Genomic DNA, 15,050 nt, shown 5'->3' on the forward strand with positions numbered 1-15,050 from the left:
TTTCGGCCCCAACAAGGACAGGTATGACCGGATTTCGCTGGGAGATAATCTCAGAATACGCGCCCCTTTTTATGCAAGGCGCGATAATGACCATCAAGTGCACCATCATTTGCGTGATTTTAGGCACTACCTGGGGCTTGCTGCTCGGGCTGGGCCGTATGGCGCATGCCGAAGATGGCCCATGGAAACATGTGCTGCGCTATGCAGTGCAGTGGCCAGTGCGCGTTTATGTTAGTGCGTTTCGTGGCACGCCACTGTTCGTGCAAATCATGGTGGTTCACTTCGCGCTGGTGCCGCTGTTTATCAACCCACGTGACGGGATGCTGGTCACCAGCGGGCTGATGTCGGTAGATTTTGCCCGCATGCTGCGCTCTGAATATGGCGCGTTTCTTTCGTGTGTAGTGGCGATTACGCTTAACGCGGGAGCTTACGTTTCGGAAATTTTCCGCGCCGGTATTCAGTCAATCGACAAAGGCCAGATGGAAGCGTCACGTGCGTTGGGAATGGGCTGGGGAAAAACGATGCGCAAAGTGATTTTGCCGCAGGCGTTCCGCCGTATTCTGCCTCCGCTGGGTAATAATGCCATCGCGATTGTGAAAGATTCTTCGTTGGCTTCGGCGATTGGCCTGGCTGATTTGGCTTACGCCGCACGTACCGTTTCTGGCGCTTATGCGACTTATTGGGAGCCGTACCTGACGATCTCTCTGGTGTATTGGGTGCTGACGTTCATGCTCTCGCTGATGGTGCAACACATGGAAAAGAGGTTTGGCAAAAGTGATTCACGTTAAGGATTTACAGAAACAGTTTGGCAAAACTCATGTGCTGCGCGGCATCTCGTGTGACATTGCTCCGCAGGAAGTGGTGTGCGTGATTGGCCCGTCCGGTTCCGGTAAAAGTACCTTCTTACGCTGCCTGAATGCGCTGGAAAAGCCAGATGGTGGCGAGGTGGTGGTCAATGGTTTAGCGGTTCACGATCCGAAAACTAATCTCAACACCCTGCGTGCAGGCGTGGGCATGGTGTTCCAGCGTTTTAACCTGTTCCCGCATATGACAGTGCTGGAAAACCTGACGATGGCACCGATGTCGCTTAAAGGTTTGTCGAAAGCCGAAGCGGTATCACGCGCCGAAAAGCTGCTGCAAAAGGTTGGGTTGATAGACAAGATTGACGCCTGGCCATCGAGCCTATCTGGTGGGCAACAGCAGCGCGTGGCGATTGCCCGTGCGCTGGCAATGGAGCCGTCGATCATTCTGTTTGATGAGCCGACTTCCGCACTCGACCCGGAGTTAGTCGGTGAAGTGCTGGCGGTAATGAAACAGTTGGCGCTGGAAGGCATGACGATGGTGATTGTCACACACGAAATGGGCTTTGCCCGTGAAGTGGCCGACCGCGTGGTGTTTATCGATCAGGGTGTGATTCAGGAACAGGGGCCGCCGTCGCAGCTGTTTACTGCACCGCAAAACCCACGGACGAAAGAGTTTTTGAGTAAGGTGCTTTAAGTTTTTCCCCTCACCCCGACCCTCTCCCCGTAGGGGCGAGGGAGAAAACCGGTCTGTTCCCTCTCACCCTTGGGACAGAGTTAGGGCGAGGGAGAAAACCGATTTGTCCCCTCTCCCTCAGGGAGAGGGCCAGGGTGAGGGTGAAAATCCTTACGCCGTTTCCTCATGCTGCTGGAATTTATGCGCCAGCGGCAGCCAGCAGAACAAAATCATCACGCCCATCGCCGTCATTAACATTCCGAGGCTAAACTGCCCGGTCTGTGGCAGCAAGGCGGAAAACCACGCCATTGCCCCAGAACCCATATTTTGCAGCCCACCAACCAATGCGCCAGCAGTCCCGGCGAGGTATGGGAATGGCTCCATTGCACCACTGGTAGCCAGCGGGAATAGCATTCCGGCGCCGAAGAAGAACAGCGCAGCAGGTACCAGTAGAGTCCAGATATTCATGAAACCGAGCCAGCCTGGGATCCACATTAAAATACCCGCAACCAGGCAGCTCAAAACCGCTTGCCACATCAACGATGAAAAACGTGCATTTTGACGGCCCGCGTACCACGAACCAAAAAATGCCGCCGGAATCGGCAGGATAAACAGAATACTCACCACCACGCCGTTAAGCCCCAGCACACCGCCCATCAATACGCCGGAACAGGCTTCAAAGACCGCTACACCCGCAAGACCACCTACCAGCATCAGCAAGTAGCAATTGAACGAGCCGCTACCCAGCAGCGTTTTGTAACTCGCCATCAGGCGTTGAGGAGTTGCCTGGACAGGGCGTGTTTCTGGCAGCCAGCGCAGCATGCAGAAACCGACAATGATGCACAGCACCAGCAGGAAGCCGTAACAAGCACGCCAGCCCCAAACGGAATCAAGCAAGCTGCCAATGATCGGTGCGATCAGCGGGCTGACCAGGATCCCCATGTTCAGCAAGCTATTGGCTGAACGAAGCGAGGCACCTTCGTAGAGATCTCGCGGCATGGTGCGCGCCATGACGCCAGCGACACCGGTTCCCATCCCTTGCAATGCACTGGCAATCACCAGGGCGGTTAAATTGGTGGTAAACAGCGCCCACACTGTTGCGAGGATGAAAATACTCATGCCCGCCAGAATGACCGGGCGGCGACCAATGCGGTCGGAAATTGGCCCGTAAACCAGTTGTGAAACGCCATAGGTCAGCAAATATGCCGCCATCACTTGCTGGATTGCACCGTTGCGCACACCGAAGTCGTGAGCCATATCGGGAATCGACGGGATATAAATGGTTTGCGTCATCTGCCCGACGGCAACCAAAAGAATTAACATCATCAGTAGGTGAATGTTGGCTAGCTTTTTCATTTTCTCAAGTGTGTTGTAGGGATTTAAATGCCAAAAGCCAGTTTATAAAACTGACTGCGTCAAAAAATCGAGAGGAATCTACCACACAAAGATAATGAAGCCCTATGGTGTCATGCTTTTTGATAGGGGATTTAATGGCAGCTTTTAAAGCCTGAACGGCAATTTTTGTTGCCAGAAATGAGTGATGTGCCGCAGTGCGATCTAAAGACGAGATATATCTTTGAAGTTAAAAATGATTATCAGGAGATACGCAGGGATGGATTTCGAAGCGAAGAAACAACGTGCGCTCAATTTACTTGCCAAAACAGGGATGTGGAAAAGCACTTATGCTCCACTCTATGTCAATTTGCTCTGGCGTTTTAATTTCAGGTGCCGGCCTCCTCATTTTGTTCCTTTTTACATGACTTTCCTGAACTTCAGCCTCTACTTTGGCGTGCTGTGGGGGGGAATTATGTGGTTTCTGCAATGGCGTCATGATGGAGATAGTGCTGAAGGTATATTGTTGAAAATACTGTCAGCGGGAGTGACGTTCGGTTTAATAATGACCATGTATTACGCCTTAAGTCGGTGGTATTACAGATTACCCGCCTGGGAAGATGTATAGCTTTTTTATTAAAAGGAGGCGGTTTCCCGCCTCCTTTTGGTGCGACTTGAAGGCCATGAATTACTTGAAGTATTTCATGGCAAGTTCAAGCAGTTGCAGCAAGGCAACCATGAGTTTCAGAAACGCAATTGCCAGTTCCATCAAGCCCATACGCTTTCTCCTGTGGCCAGGAGCACTTTCAGCCGACGAGCCTTTCCGCTGCCTGTAGCCTGCTGAATTTGTTGAGGTGATCCGATGTGCTCCCCTGAGGTTAAGGCACTGACGGCACCACCCGTTTCAGCCAGGACTTAAATTGCGCGGCGGTTTGCGGCCTCAGAGCACATCACATTCAACACACTCAGTATATCCATTATACTGTATAAATAAACAGGTAAAAGATGAAAATGCGAACAGCTTCGCAAGCCACAGATTTATGCGTTGTTCACATTAGCAGCAAGTATTTGCACCTGGGTGGGTTTCGTCGTATATTTTGGAGGTTGATGTGATCTGGTGTGCGAAGCAGTAAAAGCACTAGCAGCAAAAACAAAAAACCTCGCCTCACCAGCGGGGTTTTTTGTTTTTGTAGGTTCTGAAATTGACTTAGTTGTAAAACCCCTGGGGAACGGATTGCCCGAAACCATCGCCGCTGTCGGTGCTGTTATCCTGCCGTCCTCGTGCTTCCAGCCTGTCTGCACGCATTTTCTCACTTATTTCTCTGCGCTGCTCAGTGGTTAAATTTTCACGGCCATAATACTGATCCGGATATTGCGAGCGCATCATTAATGCCTCGTTAGTCTCTGCCGGACTAATAGTTTTATGCCCGTCATAGCCTGAAGTATCAGTCGATGAGCAGCCAATAATGGCGAGCGGGATAAGCAATATCAAAGCGTATTTATAAGCCATATTGTTTCCTGAACCAGCACGGTGGTTATCGAATTCACGCAGCGTATCACGATAGTTTAGTCGCGACTGCCAGCCGTAACACGATTCGACGAAATCTTTAAACACACTCTTTCACGCCACTTTCCTCCCCGATTTTCATTCACGAATTACCCTTAATGAGCTTGCTAATTATTCATTCGCTGAAAACAGGAGAGAGACATGCTAGAGCATCGTTTGTCCGCTTTATTGCTCAGTGTTCTGATGCTGAGTACGGGAGTTGTGGCGGCTCAAGTTGATAATGTCATTAGGCCAATTCGCGGAACAATTGATTCGGTGAATGACCATTCAGTCATCATCACCACCCGACAGGGGGAAAAGCTCGATGTGGTTTTGACAGACAAAACCAAAGTGAACAGCATCAGCGAGGCCAAAATCAGTGATATCAAGCCTGATAGTTTTATTGGCACGGCTGCTGTCCAGCAGGCTGATGGTACGCTGAAGGCGCTGGAAGTCCATGTGTTTGCCCCAAGCTTGCGTGGCTCAGGCGAAGGCTTTAATCCCTTTGAATCTGCAGATGGTAACGTGAATACCATGACGAACGGGACGGTGGGTAAACTGGTGAATAGCCAGGGCCGCACCATGACAGTGAAGGTTAAAGACATGGAGAAAACGGTGATTGTGCCGGACGATGTACCCGTCGTCTTGATTACCCCAGGCTCACGAAACTTGCTGCAACCCGGTACCAAAGTGATGGTACATGCTGCGAAAGACGATAAAGGCCAGTTGGTGGCGCGTGGTATTTCTGCTGGCAAAAACGGGCTTACGCCACCGATGTGAATTTTTGGGTTTATACCAGGATGGAAAATCATCGCCCCGACATATGGCCGGGGCGAGAAAGCCAAAGATTAAGCTAATGGGCTCAATGTAATTTCTACGCGGCGATTCTGCGCTTTGCCTTCAGCAGTGCTGTTGCTGGCAATTGGGTTCGCCGGGCCTGCACCGGTGGTGCGTACACGGTTAGCTGCCACGCCCTGGGTGATAAGCGCGCTACCTACGCCGTCGGCACGTTGCTGGGAGAGCTTCATATTCAGCTCGTTGCTGCCAGTGCTGTCGGTGTAACCCACGACGTTAACCGCAGTTTTCGGATATTCTTTCAGTACCATCGCCACGCCGGTCAGGGTGTTCGCCCCAGCAGGTTTAAGCGTTGCGCTGCTGCTGTCAAAAGTGACGTTGTTTGGCATATTAAGTACGATGTTGTCGCCATTACGCGTCACGCTTACGCCAGTTCCCTGCATTTTTTCACGCAGTTTAGCTTCTTGCACATCCATGTAATAACCAACGCCACCACCTAATGCAGCACCCGCTGCGGCACCAATCAGTGCGCCTTTGCCGCGATCTTTTTTCGATGAGGAAAGAGCGCCGATGCCAGCACCTACCAGTGAGCCAAGACCTGCTCCGACACCCGCTTTTCCAGCTTCACGCTCGCCGGTGTAAGGGTTGGTAGTACAGCCAGAAACTGCTAACGTGCCGCAAACTATGGCGGCAATCATCATGACGCGTTTTTTCATCTTATTTCCTTGGTGAATTAAATAAAGCAACCGCATGCTAAGCGGCGGTTGATTATGCCGTGTGAATATGTCGATGTTTCTATAGAGTCGTCTGAATTTGTAAACAAAATATCGAGTGGTCATTAGATCGCCACATGCTCATTACCTGCAAACACGGGAGCCCAAATTGGCTAGCGCATTCTCACCAAACAAGAAAATTCTCACGGCCGCACACTGGGGCCCGATGCTGGTTGAAACGGACGGCGAGCGTGTCCTCAGTTCCACTGGCGCACTGGAAACCGGGCATGAGAATTCATTGCAAAGTGCGGTTCCGGACCAGGTCCACAGTAAGGCTCGTGTGCAATTTCCGATGGCCCGAAAAGGTTTCCTGGCATCACCCGATGCACCACAGGGTGTGCGTGGTGAGGATGAATATGTGCGGATTAGCTGGGATGAAGCGCTGCAACTCATTCACCAGCAGCATCAACGCATTCGCCAGACTTATGGTGCAGCCGCTATTTTTGCCGGTTCCTACGGCTGGCGCTCCAATGGTGTGCTGCATAAAGCGGCGACGTTACTGCAACGCTATATGAGCCTGGCGGGCGGATATACCGGGCATCTGGGTGATTATTCGACCGGTGCGGCACAGGTCATCATGCCGTATGTGGTTGGCTCCAATGAAGTTTATCAACAGCAAACCAGCTGGCCGCTGGTGCTTGAGCATAGCGAAGTGGTGGTGTTGTGGAGTGCTAACCCACTAAATACGCTGAAGATCGCCTGGAACGCCAGCGATGAGCAGGGGGTGAAGTATTTCGAACAGCTGAAGGCTAGCGGTAAAACTGTAATCGCCATTGATCCGATGCGATCGGAGACGGTGGATTTCCTCGGTGAAAAAGTGCAGTGGATTGCGCCGAATATGGGAACCGATGTGGCGTTGATGCTGGGTATCGCCCACACGCTGGCAAAAAATGGCTGGCACGATGTGCCATTCCTGGCATGCTGCACTCACGGTTACGACAAATTTGCGGCTTATCTGTTGGGCGAATCTGACGGCCAGCCAAAAACGGCGCATTGGGCGGCAGAGATTTGCGGCGTACCGGCGCAAACCATCGAAGATCTGGCGCGTTTATTTAGTGAAAAACGCACCATGCTAATGTCGGGCTGGGGAATGCAGCGCCAGCAGTACGGCGAGCAAAAACACTGGATGCTGGTGACGCTGGCGGCGATGCTTGGGCAGATTGGAACGCCCGGCGGCGGTTTTGGGCTGTCTTATCACTTTGCGAATGGCGGTAATCCGACGCGTCGCGCGGCTGTGTTGGGGTCTCTGCAGGGGGCGGTGGCGAATGGAACTGATGCCGTGGAAAAAATCCCGGTGGCGCGCATTGTGGAAGCGCTGGAAAACCCTGGTGGCGAGTATCAGCATAATGGGCAGCAAAAAACCTTCCCGGACATCCGCATGTTGTGGTGGGCGGGCGGTGCCAATTTTACCCATCATCAGGACACTAACCGCCTGATTAAAGCCTGGCAGAAACCTGAGTTGGTGGTGATTTCCGAATGCTTCTGGACGGCTGCCGCAAAACACGCGGATATTGTGCTGCCGATCACCACATCTTTTGAGCGCAACGATTTGACGATGACTGGCGATTACAGCAACCAGCATCTGGTGCCGATGAAGCAGGTGGTTTCACCACAGGCGGAGGCACGTAATGATTTCGACGTTTTTGCACAGCTTAGTGCTCTCTGGGAAGAGGGCGGCGAAACGCGCTTCACGGAAGGTAAAACCGAGCTGCAATGGCTGGAAGAGTTTTACGAAATTGCGCGTAAGCGCGGAGCGGCTCAACAAGTAGAACTGCCCGATTTCCAGCAGTTCTGGGAATCTAACCAGTTGATAGAAATGCCAGAAAGTGAGAATAACGCCGCTTTCATCCGTTTTGCTGATTTCCGCACCGATCCACAGGCTAATCCGTTAAAAACTCCAAGCGGCAAAATCGAAATCTATTCAGAGCGCATCGCCAGTTTTGCTTATGCTGATTGCCCGGGGCACCCGACCTGGCTTGCGCCGAATGAATGGCAGGGCAATGCCGCAGCAGGCCAGCTTCAACTGCTTTCATCGCATCCGGCGCACCGCTTGCACAGCCAACTTAACTATGCGGCACTACGCGAGAAATACGCCATTGCCGGACGCGAGCCGTTAACGCTACATCCTAAAGATGCCGCTGAACGTGGTATTGCGGATGGCGATCTGGTGCGGGTGTGGAATGCCCGTGGGCAGGTGTTGGTCGGGGCTTTAGTGACGGATGGCATCAAGCCGGGCGTAGTCTGTATTCATCAGGGCGCATGGCCCGATCTGAATGACGATAAGCTGTGTAAAAACGGTGCGGTTAACGTGCTGACGCTGGATATACCGACTTCGCGGCTCGCCAATGGTTGCGCGGCGAACTCTTCACTGGTGTGGGCCGAAAAATATCTCGGCCCTGCTCCGGAGGTTACAGCGTTTCTCCCTCCGGCCAGCTCATAATCCACGTCGGGTGGTGCGTTTCATTTTGCCAGGCGCTTTCTTCAATGCGAAAGCCCTGGTGGTGGTAAAAATCCACTGCCCGATAATTCTTCTGGTAAACCTCAAGACTCAGCGCGGGATACTGCTTTTTGACGTGTGCCATCAAAGCATTGCCAATTCCCTTGCCGATAAACGGTTCACTCACAAACAGCGCACCAATAAACAGTGAATCCATCACGCTGATAAAGCCGGCTATTTTTTCGTTTTGGAGATAAACCCAGGTCACCGATTGTGGAATATAAACGTTCCGCACGATGGATTCGCTTTCATGCCAATAGCTTTCGCTAATAAACGGATGAGCATCAATGGTGCTGGCAAGCCAAAGTGCTATCAGCTCATCCATTTCATGGGGTTGTAGACGGCGGATCATTTGAGATTATCAGGGTGGCAGAAGCAACTCGTCACGTGGTCGTTGACCAGACCACAGGCCTGCATGAATGAGTAGCAGATCGTGGAGCCGACAAATTTGAAGCCACGTTTTTTTAGTGCCTTGGATAGCGCATCTGAAGCGGGGGTGGTAGTCGGGATTTCAGCAAGCGTAGCGGCTTGTGTCACTTGCGCCTGGTTGTCGACAAACGACCAGACAAATTCAGGGAATTTTTCGCCGTTGGCTTCCATCGCGAGGTACGCTTTTGCGTTATTGATAATGGCTTCTAGTTTTCCACGATGGCGGATAATGCTGGCGTCCTGAACCAGCAAGTCGACATCTTCTGGTTGCAGTAACGCCACGGCTTGCGGGTCAAAATTTTTAAAGCAGCGACGATAGTTTTCACGTTTTTTCAGCACCGTAATCCAGGACAAACCGGCTTGTTGTCCTTCAAGGCAGATCATCTCGAAAAGGTGCTGCCCATCGGTCACCGGTACGCCCCATTCTTTATCGTGATATTCCATGTAAAGCGGATCCTGAGACACCCATCCACAACGAATCATACGTTTCTCCTTCGATGAAATTTCTCGTGCCAACTTGACGTGCCAGATAAAGAGACAATAGTTAAATCAGGGCTATCCCCGTCATACTTCAAGTTGCCTCATCGTTGGCTGCGTTTACTCACCCGAATCACTTACTCATGTAAGTTCATCGGGACTCGCTCTCTGGCCGCCTCGATGCACCTTGAATTATTTTTGGGCTATCCGCAAGCCCGCCAAAAAGACTAAAAATATCGCCGGATTTGGCTCTTTCCTGGAGTCGCTTGAATGATCATAAATATATGCAGTGGTCGCCGTGTCACTTTCACCACGGTGCTGGCTTTGTGTTGTCTGTCTTATGCTACGAATGTATTTGCCTGGCAACAAGAATATGTTGTTGAGGATGCTCCAGGCGAAATGCAGGATCATTACACTTGGGACAGTAGTCACCAACCAAGTTATAACGATATTCTTGCAGAACGGATTAATTCTTCGTTTACCTCCCAAAACCAGGAGGGGCTGCTGCTCGTTTCTGGTAACGATAGTGTGACAGCTGATAGCTCACTTTTGGGTATTGGCTGGAATATCGATTTGCCTGGAAATTTCACCACCGGGCCGACCGCAAAGTACAGTTGGGATAGCTCATCGACTGGGATATATAACGAGTACGGTGATTCGGCGGTTGGCTCACGATTTACCGATCAACTGTGGCATGCCAGCGTGTCCACTGTGGGCTGGCGGGTAGATTCATCACTCGGTTATCTGCGCCCGTGGGCACAGGTAAGCTATAACCATCAGTACGGCGAGAACTTGTGGAAAGCCCAGTCCGGGATGAGGGCGAATACTGCGTCGGGCCAGGATAGCAACTGGATGGATATTACCGTCGGTGCCGATATGCCAATTAGTAAAAATATGGCGGCATTTGCTTCGATGTCACAAGCAGAAGGTTTAACCACTGGCGAGGCCTATATTTATAACGTCGGCGTTAGTGCGAAGTTCTGATCATTGATTTAACCTTAAACACTGATAATTAACATCTAATTATCAGTGTTTACGCAGCCTCCATTGATAGTAATTACTAACCGTTCAAAAAATTAAGACAACGTCCAGGTCATTCATTCCCTCTCAGAGGCATTTCATTCCGGCCTGAGTGCATCTCATGCCTTTTTCTCCTGGAATAAAATGCACTTCGTTACTCTTGGCAGCAGAAGATTTCTCTTAAATTTTGCGGACATCTGCCATGAATAATGCCAACTACAACCGTACACGCTGGTTAACTCTGATCGGCACCATCATTACTCAGTTTGCCCTCGGTTCCGTTTATACCTGGAGCCTGTTCAATAGCGCGCTGTCGCAAAAACTGGGTGAGCCAATCAGCCAGGTGGCGTTTTCCTTTGGTTTGTTAAGCCTTGGCCTTGCGATTTCTTCCTCCGTCGCAGGGAAATTGCAGGAACGTTTTGGTGTTCGTAACGTGACGATGGCTGCTGGTGTGCTGCTGGGGGTCGGCTTCTTCCTGACCGCTCACTCCGACAACTTGCTGATGTTATGGCTGAGCGCTGGTGTGCTGGTAGGCCTCGCTGATGGCGCAGGTTACCTGATAACACTCTCAAACTGCGTGAAGTGGTTCCCGGAGCGTAAAGGTCTGATTTCCGCTCTTGCCATTGGTTCATACGGCCTCGGCAGCTTAGGTTTTAAATATATCGACAGCCATTTGCTGGCAACCGTTGGCCTTGAAAGCACCTTTATGATTTGGGGTGGGCTGGCAATGGTGATGATTCTGTTCGGTTCAATGCTGATGAAAGATGCGCCATTGCAGGAAGTGAAAACAGTGAATGGTGTGACTGAAAAAGATTACACCCTTGCAGAATCTATGCGTCAACCACAGTACTGGATGCTGGCAATTATGTTCCTGACTGCCTGCATGAGTGGTTTGTATGTCATTGGTGTAGCGAAAGATATTGCCCAGGGTATGGTGCATTTGACTGCTGAATCTGCGGCTAACGCAGTCACTGTTATCGCCATTGCTAACCTGAGCGGCCGTTTAGTGCTTGGCATTCTGTCTGATAAAATCGCCCGAATCCGCGTTATCACTATCGGCCAGGTGATTTCTTTAGTCGGTATGGCGGCACTGCTGTTCGCCCCACTCAACGAAGCGACTTTCTTCGCAGCGATAGCTTGTGTGGCCTTTAACTTCGGCGGCACCATCACCGTTTATCCATCACTGGTCAGTGAGTTCTTTGGGCTGAATAACCTGACTAAAAACTACGGTGTGATTTACTTAGGGTTTGGTATTGGCAGCATCTGCGGTTCGATTATCGCGTCGGTCTTTGGCGGCTTCTATGTCACCTTCTGCGTTATCTTCGCGCTGCTGATTTTGTCCCTGGCGATTTCCACGACTATCCGTACGCCGGCACGAGAAGTTCTGCAACAAGCTCACGCTTGATAACCCTATATTAATGCCGCAAACCATGCCGCCGTGATGTTATACGGCGGCATAATTCATTGTGAAACCCCCGAAGTCATCCTTCCTTGTGTCTGTTCATTGTTATGTCGTCTAAAACGGTAAATCAGAGCGGAGAAATGTAAACAGCATCCCGGTTTAGGATTTTTGCCGATACTTTTTGCCAGCCCTATGCTCTACTAATCCGTTCCAAAAACTGGTTAATAATCGTCCTGAACGGGACTTTATTTTTTCATCGCTCAGAATTTTCCAGTCTAAAGGGAGTCTGAGTGGTGTTTATGACATTTCTTTTTTTGCTTTATTTTTTCGGACAACTGCATGAATTACGTTAAATCGATGACCCAACAGAAGCTGTGCTTACTGTTAGCGGTGTACATCGGACTATTTTTAAACCTTTCGGTTTTTTACCATCGTTTCGAAGGATTCATTCGGGAATTTAGCGGATTAAAAGCTGTCGCTATGCTGGCTGAAATCGCGGCATGCGTGCTGGTCACCTTCTTTTTGCTTCGTTTGTTATCGTTGTTTGGCCGCGCAATTTGGCGAATTTTCGCCACCCTGGTTGTGGTGTTCTCTGTTGCCGCCAGCTACTACATGACGTTACTTAATGTCGTCATTGGCTACGGGATTATTGCCTCGGTCATGACCACCGATATCGACCTTTCGAAAGAAATTGTCGGTTATCAGTTCGTGATGTGGATGATTTTGGTCAGCGTTATCCCGCTGGCGCTCATTTGGGGTAGCAACACGCGTGACACGCTGCTTCATCAGTTAAAAACACCGGGCCAACGGATCAAAAATGTGGCCATTGTGCTGCTGGCCGGGCTGATGGTTTGGGCGCCGTTGCGTTGGCTGGATAAACAACAAAACCGCACTGAGAAACGCTCGACCGTTGATATGCCGAGCTATGGTGGCGTGGTCGCTAACTCATATCTGCCATCAAATTGGGTTTCCGCATTAGGTCTTTTTGCCTGGGCTCAAGCTGATGAATCTACAGATAACAACTCGCTGATGAATCCAGCAAAGAAGTTCACTTATGTCGCGCCCAAAGAGCTGGATGATACCTATGTGGTGTTTGTGATTGGCGAAACGACACGCTGGGATCACATGGGGATTTTGGGTTATGACCGTGATACCACACCAAAACTCGCTAAAGAGAAAAACCTCGTCGCTTTCCGTGGCGAATCCTGCGATACCGCCACCAAGCTTTCATTGCGCTGTATGTTTGTGCGAGAAGGTGGCGCGGAAGACAACCCGCAGCGGACGTTAAAAGAACAGAACGTGTTTGCTGTCCTTAAGCAACTTGGCTTTAGTTCTGAGCTGTTTGCGATGCAAAGTGAAGTGTGGTTCTACGGTAATACCATGGCAGACAACTTCTCTTACCGTGAGCAAATCGCTGCTGAACCGCGTAACAGCGGCAAACAAGTCGACGATATGTTGCTGGTTGAGGAGATGAAGCGTTCGGTTGATAAGCATCCTGACGGCAAACATCTTATTATTCTGCACACTAAAGGTTCGCACTTCTCCTATGTGCAACGCTATCCGCGCAGCTTCGCTAAATGGGCTCCTGAGTGCGTCAGTATTGATTCAGAGTGCAGTAAAGAGCAGTTGATTAACGCATTCGATAACTCGGTGCTGTACACCGACACGGTGCTGGATAGCGTGATATCTGAGTTACGAGATAAACGGGCGATTATTTTCTACGCCTCGGATCATGGCGAATCGATTGATGAGAAGAAACATCTGCATGGTACGCCACGTAACATGGCGCCACCTGAGCAATTCCGTGTACCGTTGTTAGTCTGGGCTTCCGATAAATATCTGGAAAACCCGGAGCGGGCACGTGAGTTTGAGCACATGCAGGCACAAGCGAAAATGAAAGTGCCGCACCGCCATGTGGAGTTGTATGACACCATTTTGGGTTGTCTGGGATACACATCGCCGGACGGCGGTATTAACCAGAATAATAACTGGTGCCATGTGCCGAACAAGGCGAAACAGTAACTTTTTTGCCACATATGCTGGAATTTGAATCAAACGGACATAATTTTAAGTATCAGGGATTGACGGCTAAAACGGTGCGCAGTAAGATGCGCTCCGCATTCGGCGAGTAGCGCAGCTTGGTAGCGCAACTGGTTTGGGACCAGTGGGTCGGAGGTTCGAATCCTCTCTCGCCGACCAAATTCAAGAAAACCCAATCGAAAGATTGGGTTTTTTTACGTCTGTAGTTTATGGGTTCGTTGGCCTGATTCGCGCAAATGGTGGATGACGCTAACGCTTATCCACCCTACCAAATCAAAATCAAAATCGAACCGTAGGTCGGATAAGCGTTAGCGTCATCCGACAAAACACCCGCATTGCTAATGCAGCTCATTAAAACTGCTCACCACATTGTTATAGCTGCGGGTCACTCTTCCCACCGAGCCTTTCACCATCCATTCAGTGACACCGCCAATCTGGCCTTTCTCGCCTTCGGTATAAGGAACGCTATTCTGATGTCGCTGAATGCGTTCTGCTAATAACTTGTCGTATTGGTCAGCCGCATCGAGCAGGAAGCTATAACGAATCAGGCTGGAATTATTTGATGACGGCGCTGCTTTATAACATTCTTGCGCCGCGCTAATCAGCGAATTGAGCTGCACCAACTGTAATTGTGCTTCTTCCGGGATAAACGTATCTTTGCTCACTATTTGTGTTGCTTTACTGGCATGAATAATAAGGGCGAGTGAATAATAGATTAATGTTTTCCCCTGGTTTTTTTCTATATCGGAAAGTGTGTTCAGGTAATTTTTAATATCACTTTCAGCTAAATTATCGCTCCAGTATGGGAAATCGCCATTTTGAATAGTCCCCGGGATTTTCGGAAGGTCACTACACAGGGCATGCCGGGTGTCTGCCTGTTCGGCACTGGCGCTTTCAGAAGCTTTAGGCTGCTTATCATCACACCCAGAAATTAATAAGCCTGCAAAAATGGTACTAATTAGAATTTTAGATGTTTTCTTGTGAAAGCATTCCTTGCGTAAATACATATTAATTCCAGGCGGAAAGACTCAAACATATTAATAATGCTGTAGCACGGTCAAGAATTATTCCGTACTAAAATAGACTTGTTATTTATATTCCTTTAGTTTTTTTAATTTTTGGCATCAGTTATCCGCACCGGCATGACGACCTGTTTAACGACCAAAAGTGGGTTTCTGCCGCGGTTTGCGTTGTATCAACCTCGTGTGGACGATTTTGTGACATTTTCCATTGTATTTTGTTATGGAAAATCGTGGTTTATTA

14 protein-coding genes and 1 tRNA gene are annotated in these 15,050 nt (G+C 50.0%); 9 read left to right on the forward strand and 6 right to left on the reverse strand.

The window, feature by feature from the left end; genetic code table 11:
* The first annotated feature begins 23 nt into the window (after positions 1-23).
* Positions 24-788: an amino acid ABC transporter permease gene (locus tag MNO13_RS00305; RefSeq protein WP_241939404.1), complete on the forward strand. Its 765-nt coding sequence runs from the start codon at positions 24-26 to the stop codon at positions 786-788.
* A complete protein-coding gene (locus tag MNO13_RS00310; protein WP_064542120.1) occupies positions 775-1,497 on the forward strand; it encodes an amino acid ABC transporter ATP-binding protein in 723 nt (240 codons plus the stop codon). The genes MNO13_RS00305 and MNO13_RS00310 overlap by 14 nt, the downstream gene beginning before the upstream one ends.
* A gap of 150 nt (positions 1,498-1,647) precedes the next feature.
* Here MNO13_RS00310 and emrD read toward each other — a convergent pair whose 3' ends face one another.
* Positions 1,648-2,832: a multidrug efflux MFS transporter EmrD gene (emrD, locus tag MNO13_RS00315; RefSeq protein ID WP_232887004.1), complete on the reverse strand. Its 1,185-nt coding sequence runs from the start codon at positions 2,830-2,832 to the stop codon at positions 1,648-1,650.
* 256 nt (positions 2,833-3,088) lie between these two features.
* Here emrD and MNO13_RS00320 point away from each other — a divergent pair, with 256 nt between their 5' ends.
* On the forward strand, positions 3,089-3,436 hold the full coding sequence (locus tag MNO13_RS00320) for a DUF6404 family protein (RefSeq protein WP_064542125.1): 348 nt from the start codon (positions 3,089-3,091) through the stop codon (positions 3,434-3,436).
* Positions 3,437-4,015: 579 nt separating this feature from the next.
* On the opposite strand, the gene MNO13_RS00330 is transcribed toward MNO13_RS00320, so the two are convergent.
* Positions 4,016-4,423 (reverse strand): hypothetical protein, encoded by a 408-nt coding sequence (locus tag MNO13_RS00330; protein ID WP_232887002.1) that lies wholly within the window; start codon positions 4,421-4,423, stop codon positions 4,016-4,018.
* 93 nt (positions 4,424-4,516) lie between these two features.
* Here MNO13_RS00330 and MNO13_RS00335 point away from each other — a divergent pair, with 93 nt between their 5' ends.
* A complete protein-coding gene (locus MNO13_RS00335; protein WP_241939405.1) occupies positions 4,517-5,134 on the forward strand; it encodes a DUF5666 domain-containing protein in 618 nt (205 codons plus the stop codon).
* A 68-nt stretch (positions 5,135-5,202) separates the two neighbouring features.
* Here the strand turns inward: MNO13_RS00335 and MNO13_RS00340 are convergent, their stop codons facing one another.
* A complete protein-coding gene (locus MNO13_RS00340) occupies positions 5,203-5,865 on the reverse strand; it encodes an OmpA family lipoprotein (protein ID WP_064542132.1) in 663 nt (220 codons plus the stop codon).
* Between the two features lie 223 nt (positions 5,866-6,088).
* On the opposite strand from MNO13_RS00340, the gene MNO13_RS00345 reads away from it, so the two are divergent.
* Positions 6,089-8,362 (forward strand): molybdopterin guanine dinucleotide-containing S/N-oxide reductase, encoded by a 2,274-nt coding sequence (locus tag MNO13_RS00345; RefSeq protein ID WP_241940102.1) that lies wholly within the window; start codon positions 6,089-6,091, stop codon positions 8,360-8,362.
* Here the strand turns inward: MNO13_RS00345 and MNO13_RS00350 are convergent.
* Positions 8,331-8,771: an N-acetyltransferase gene (locus MNO13_RS00350; protein ID WP_241939406.1), complete on the reverse strand. Its 441-nt coding sequence runs from the start codon at positions 8,769-8,771 to the stop codon at positions 8,331-8,333. The genes MNO13_RS00345 and MNO13_RS00350 overlap by 32 nt on opposite strands.
* On the reverse strand, positions 8,768-9,331 hold the full coding sequence (tag, locus tag MNO13_RS00355) for a DNA-3-methyladenine glycosylase I (RefSeq protein ID WP_121814672.1): 564 nt from the start codon (positions 9,329-9,331) through the stop codon (positions 8,768-8,770). The genes MNO13_RS00350 and tag overlap by 4 nt, the downstream gene beginning before the upstream one ends.
* Before the next feature lie 264 nt (positions 9,332-9,595).
* On the opposite strand from tag, the gene MNO13_RS00360 reads away from it, so the two are divergent.
* The 4 genes from MNO13_RS00360 (at position 9,596) to MNO13_RS00375 (ending at position 13,946) form a co-directional block, all read left to right on the forward strand.
* Entirely contained in the window at positions 9,596-10,309 is a 714-nt protein-coding gene (locus MNO13_RS00360; protein ID WP_064542143.1) for an autotransporter domain-containing protein, read from the forward strand.
* Between the two features lie 238 nt (positions 10,310-10,547).
* The gene (locus MNO13_RS00365) at positions 10,548-11,750 is read left to right on the forward strand and encodes an L-lactate MFS transporter (protein WP_064542146.1); all 1,203 of its coding nucleotides are present in this window, start codon (positions 10,548-10,550) and stop codon (positions 11,748-11,750) included.
* Positions 11,751-12,086: 336 nt separating this feature from the next.
* Positions 12,087-13,769, forward strand: a complete 1,683-nt coding sequence (eptB, locus tag MNO13_RS00370; RefSeq protein WP_064542150.1) for a kdo(2)-lipid A phosphoethanolamine 7''-transferase — start codon at positions 12,087-12,089, stop codon at positions 13,767-13,769.
* A gap of 100 nt (positions 13,770-13,869) precedes the next feature.
* Positions 13,870-13,946, forward strand: a tRNA-Pro gene (locus MNO13_RS00375).
* Between the two features lie 179 nt (positions 13,947-14,125).
* Here the strand turns inward: MNO13_RS00375 and MNO13_RS00380 are convergent.
* Complete coding sequence (locus MNO13_RS00380) at positions 14,126-14,794, reverse strand: DUF3829 domain-containing protein (protein WP_064542154.1); 669 nt, start codon at positions 14,792-14,794, stop codon at positions 14,126-14,128.
* Between the last annotated feature and the right edge of the window lie 256 nt (positions 14,795-15,050).

It is taken from the genome of Buttiauxella ferragutiae, assembly GCF_022637515.1.
GTDB lineage: Bacteria > Pseudomonadota > Gammaproteobacteria > Enterobacterales > Enterobacteriaceae > Buttiauxella > Buttiauxella ferragutiae.

What these genes read in the sequence shown, in the direction of transcription:
- MNO13_RS00305 (WP_241939404.1), top strand. Translation starts at nt 24, where the DNA reads ATGACCGGATTTCGCTGGGAGATAATCTCAGAATACGCGCCCCTTTTT.
- emrD (WP_232887004.1), bottom strand. Translation starts at nt 2,832, where the DNA reads ATGAAAAAGCTAGCCAACATTCACCTACTGATGATGTTAATTCTTTTG.
- MNO13_RS00320 (WP_064542125.1), top strand. Translation starts at nt 3,089, where the DNA reads ATGGATTTCGAAGCGAAGAAACAACGTGCGCTCAATTTACTTGCCAAA.
- MNO13_RS00335 (WP_241939405.1), top strand. Translation starts at nt 4,517, where the DNA reads ATGCTAGAGCATCGTTTGTCCGCTTTATTGCTCAGTGTTCTGATGCTG.
- MNO13_RS00340 (WP_064542132.1), bottom strand. Translation starts at nt 5,865, where the DNA reads ATGAAAAAACGCGTCATGATGATTGCCGCCATAGTTTGCGGCACGTTA.
- MNO13_RS00345 (WP_241940102.1), top strand. Translation starts at nt 6,089, where the DNA reads ATGCTGGTTGAAACGGACGGCGAGCGTGTCCTCAGTTCCACTGGCGCA.
- MNO13_RS00350 (WP_241939406.1), bottom strand. Translation starts at nt 8,771, where the DNA reads ATGATCCGCCGTCTACAACCCCATGAAATGGATGAGCTGATAGCACTT.
- tag (WP_121814672.1), bottom strand. Translation starts at nt 9,331, where the DNA reads ATGATTCGTTGTGGATGGGTGTCTCAGGATCCGCTTTACATGGAATAT.
- MNO13_RS00360 (WP_064542143.1), top strand. Translation starts at nt 9,596, where the DNA reads ATGATCATAAATATATGCAGTGGTCGCCGTGTCACTTTCACCACGGTG.
- MNO13_RS00365 (WP_064542146.1), top strand. Translation starts at nt 10,548, where the DNA reads ATGAATAATGCCAACTACAACCGTACACGCTGGTTAACTCTGATCGGC.
- eptB (WP_064542150.1), top strand. Translation starts at nt 12,087, where the DNA reads ATGAATTACGTTAAATCGATGACCCAACAGAAGCTGTGCTTACTGTTA.
- MNO13_RS00380 (WP_064542154.1), bottom strand. Translation starts at nt 14,794, where the DNA reads ATGTATTTACGCAAGGAATGCTTTCACAAGAAAACATCTAAAATTCTA.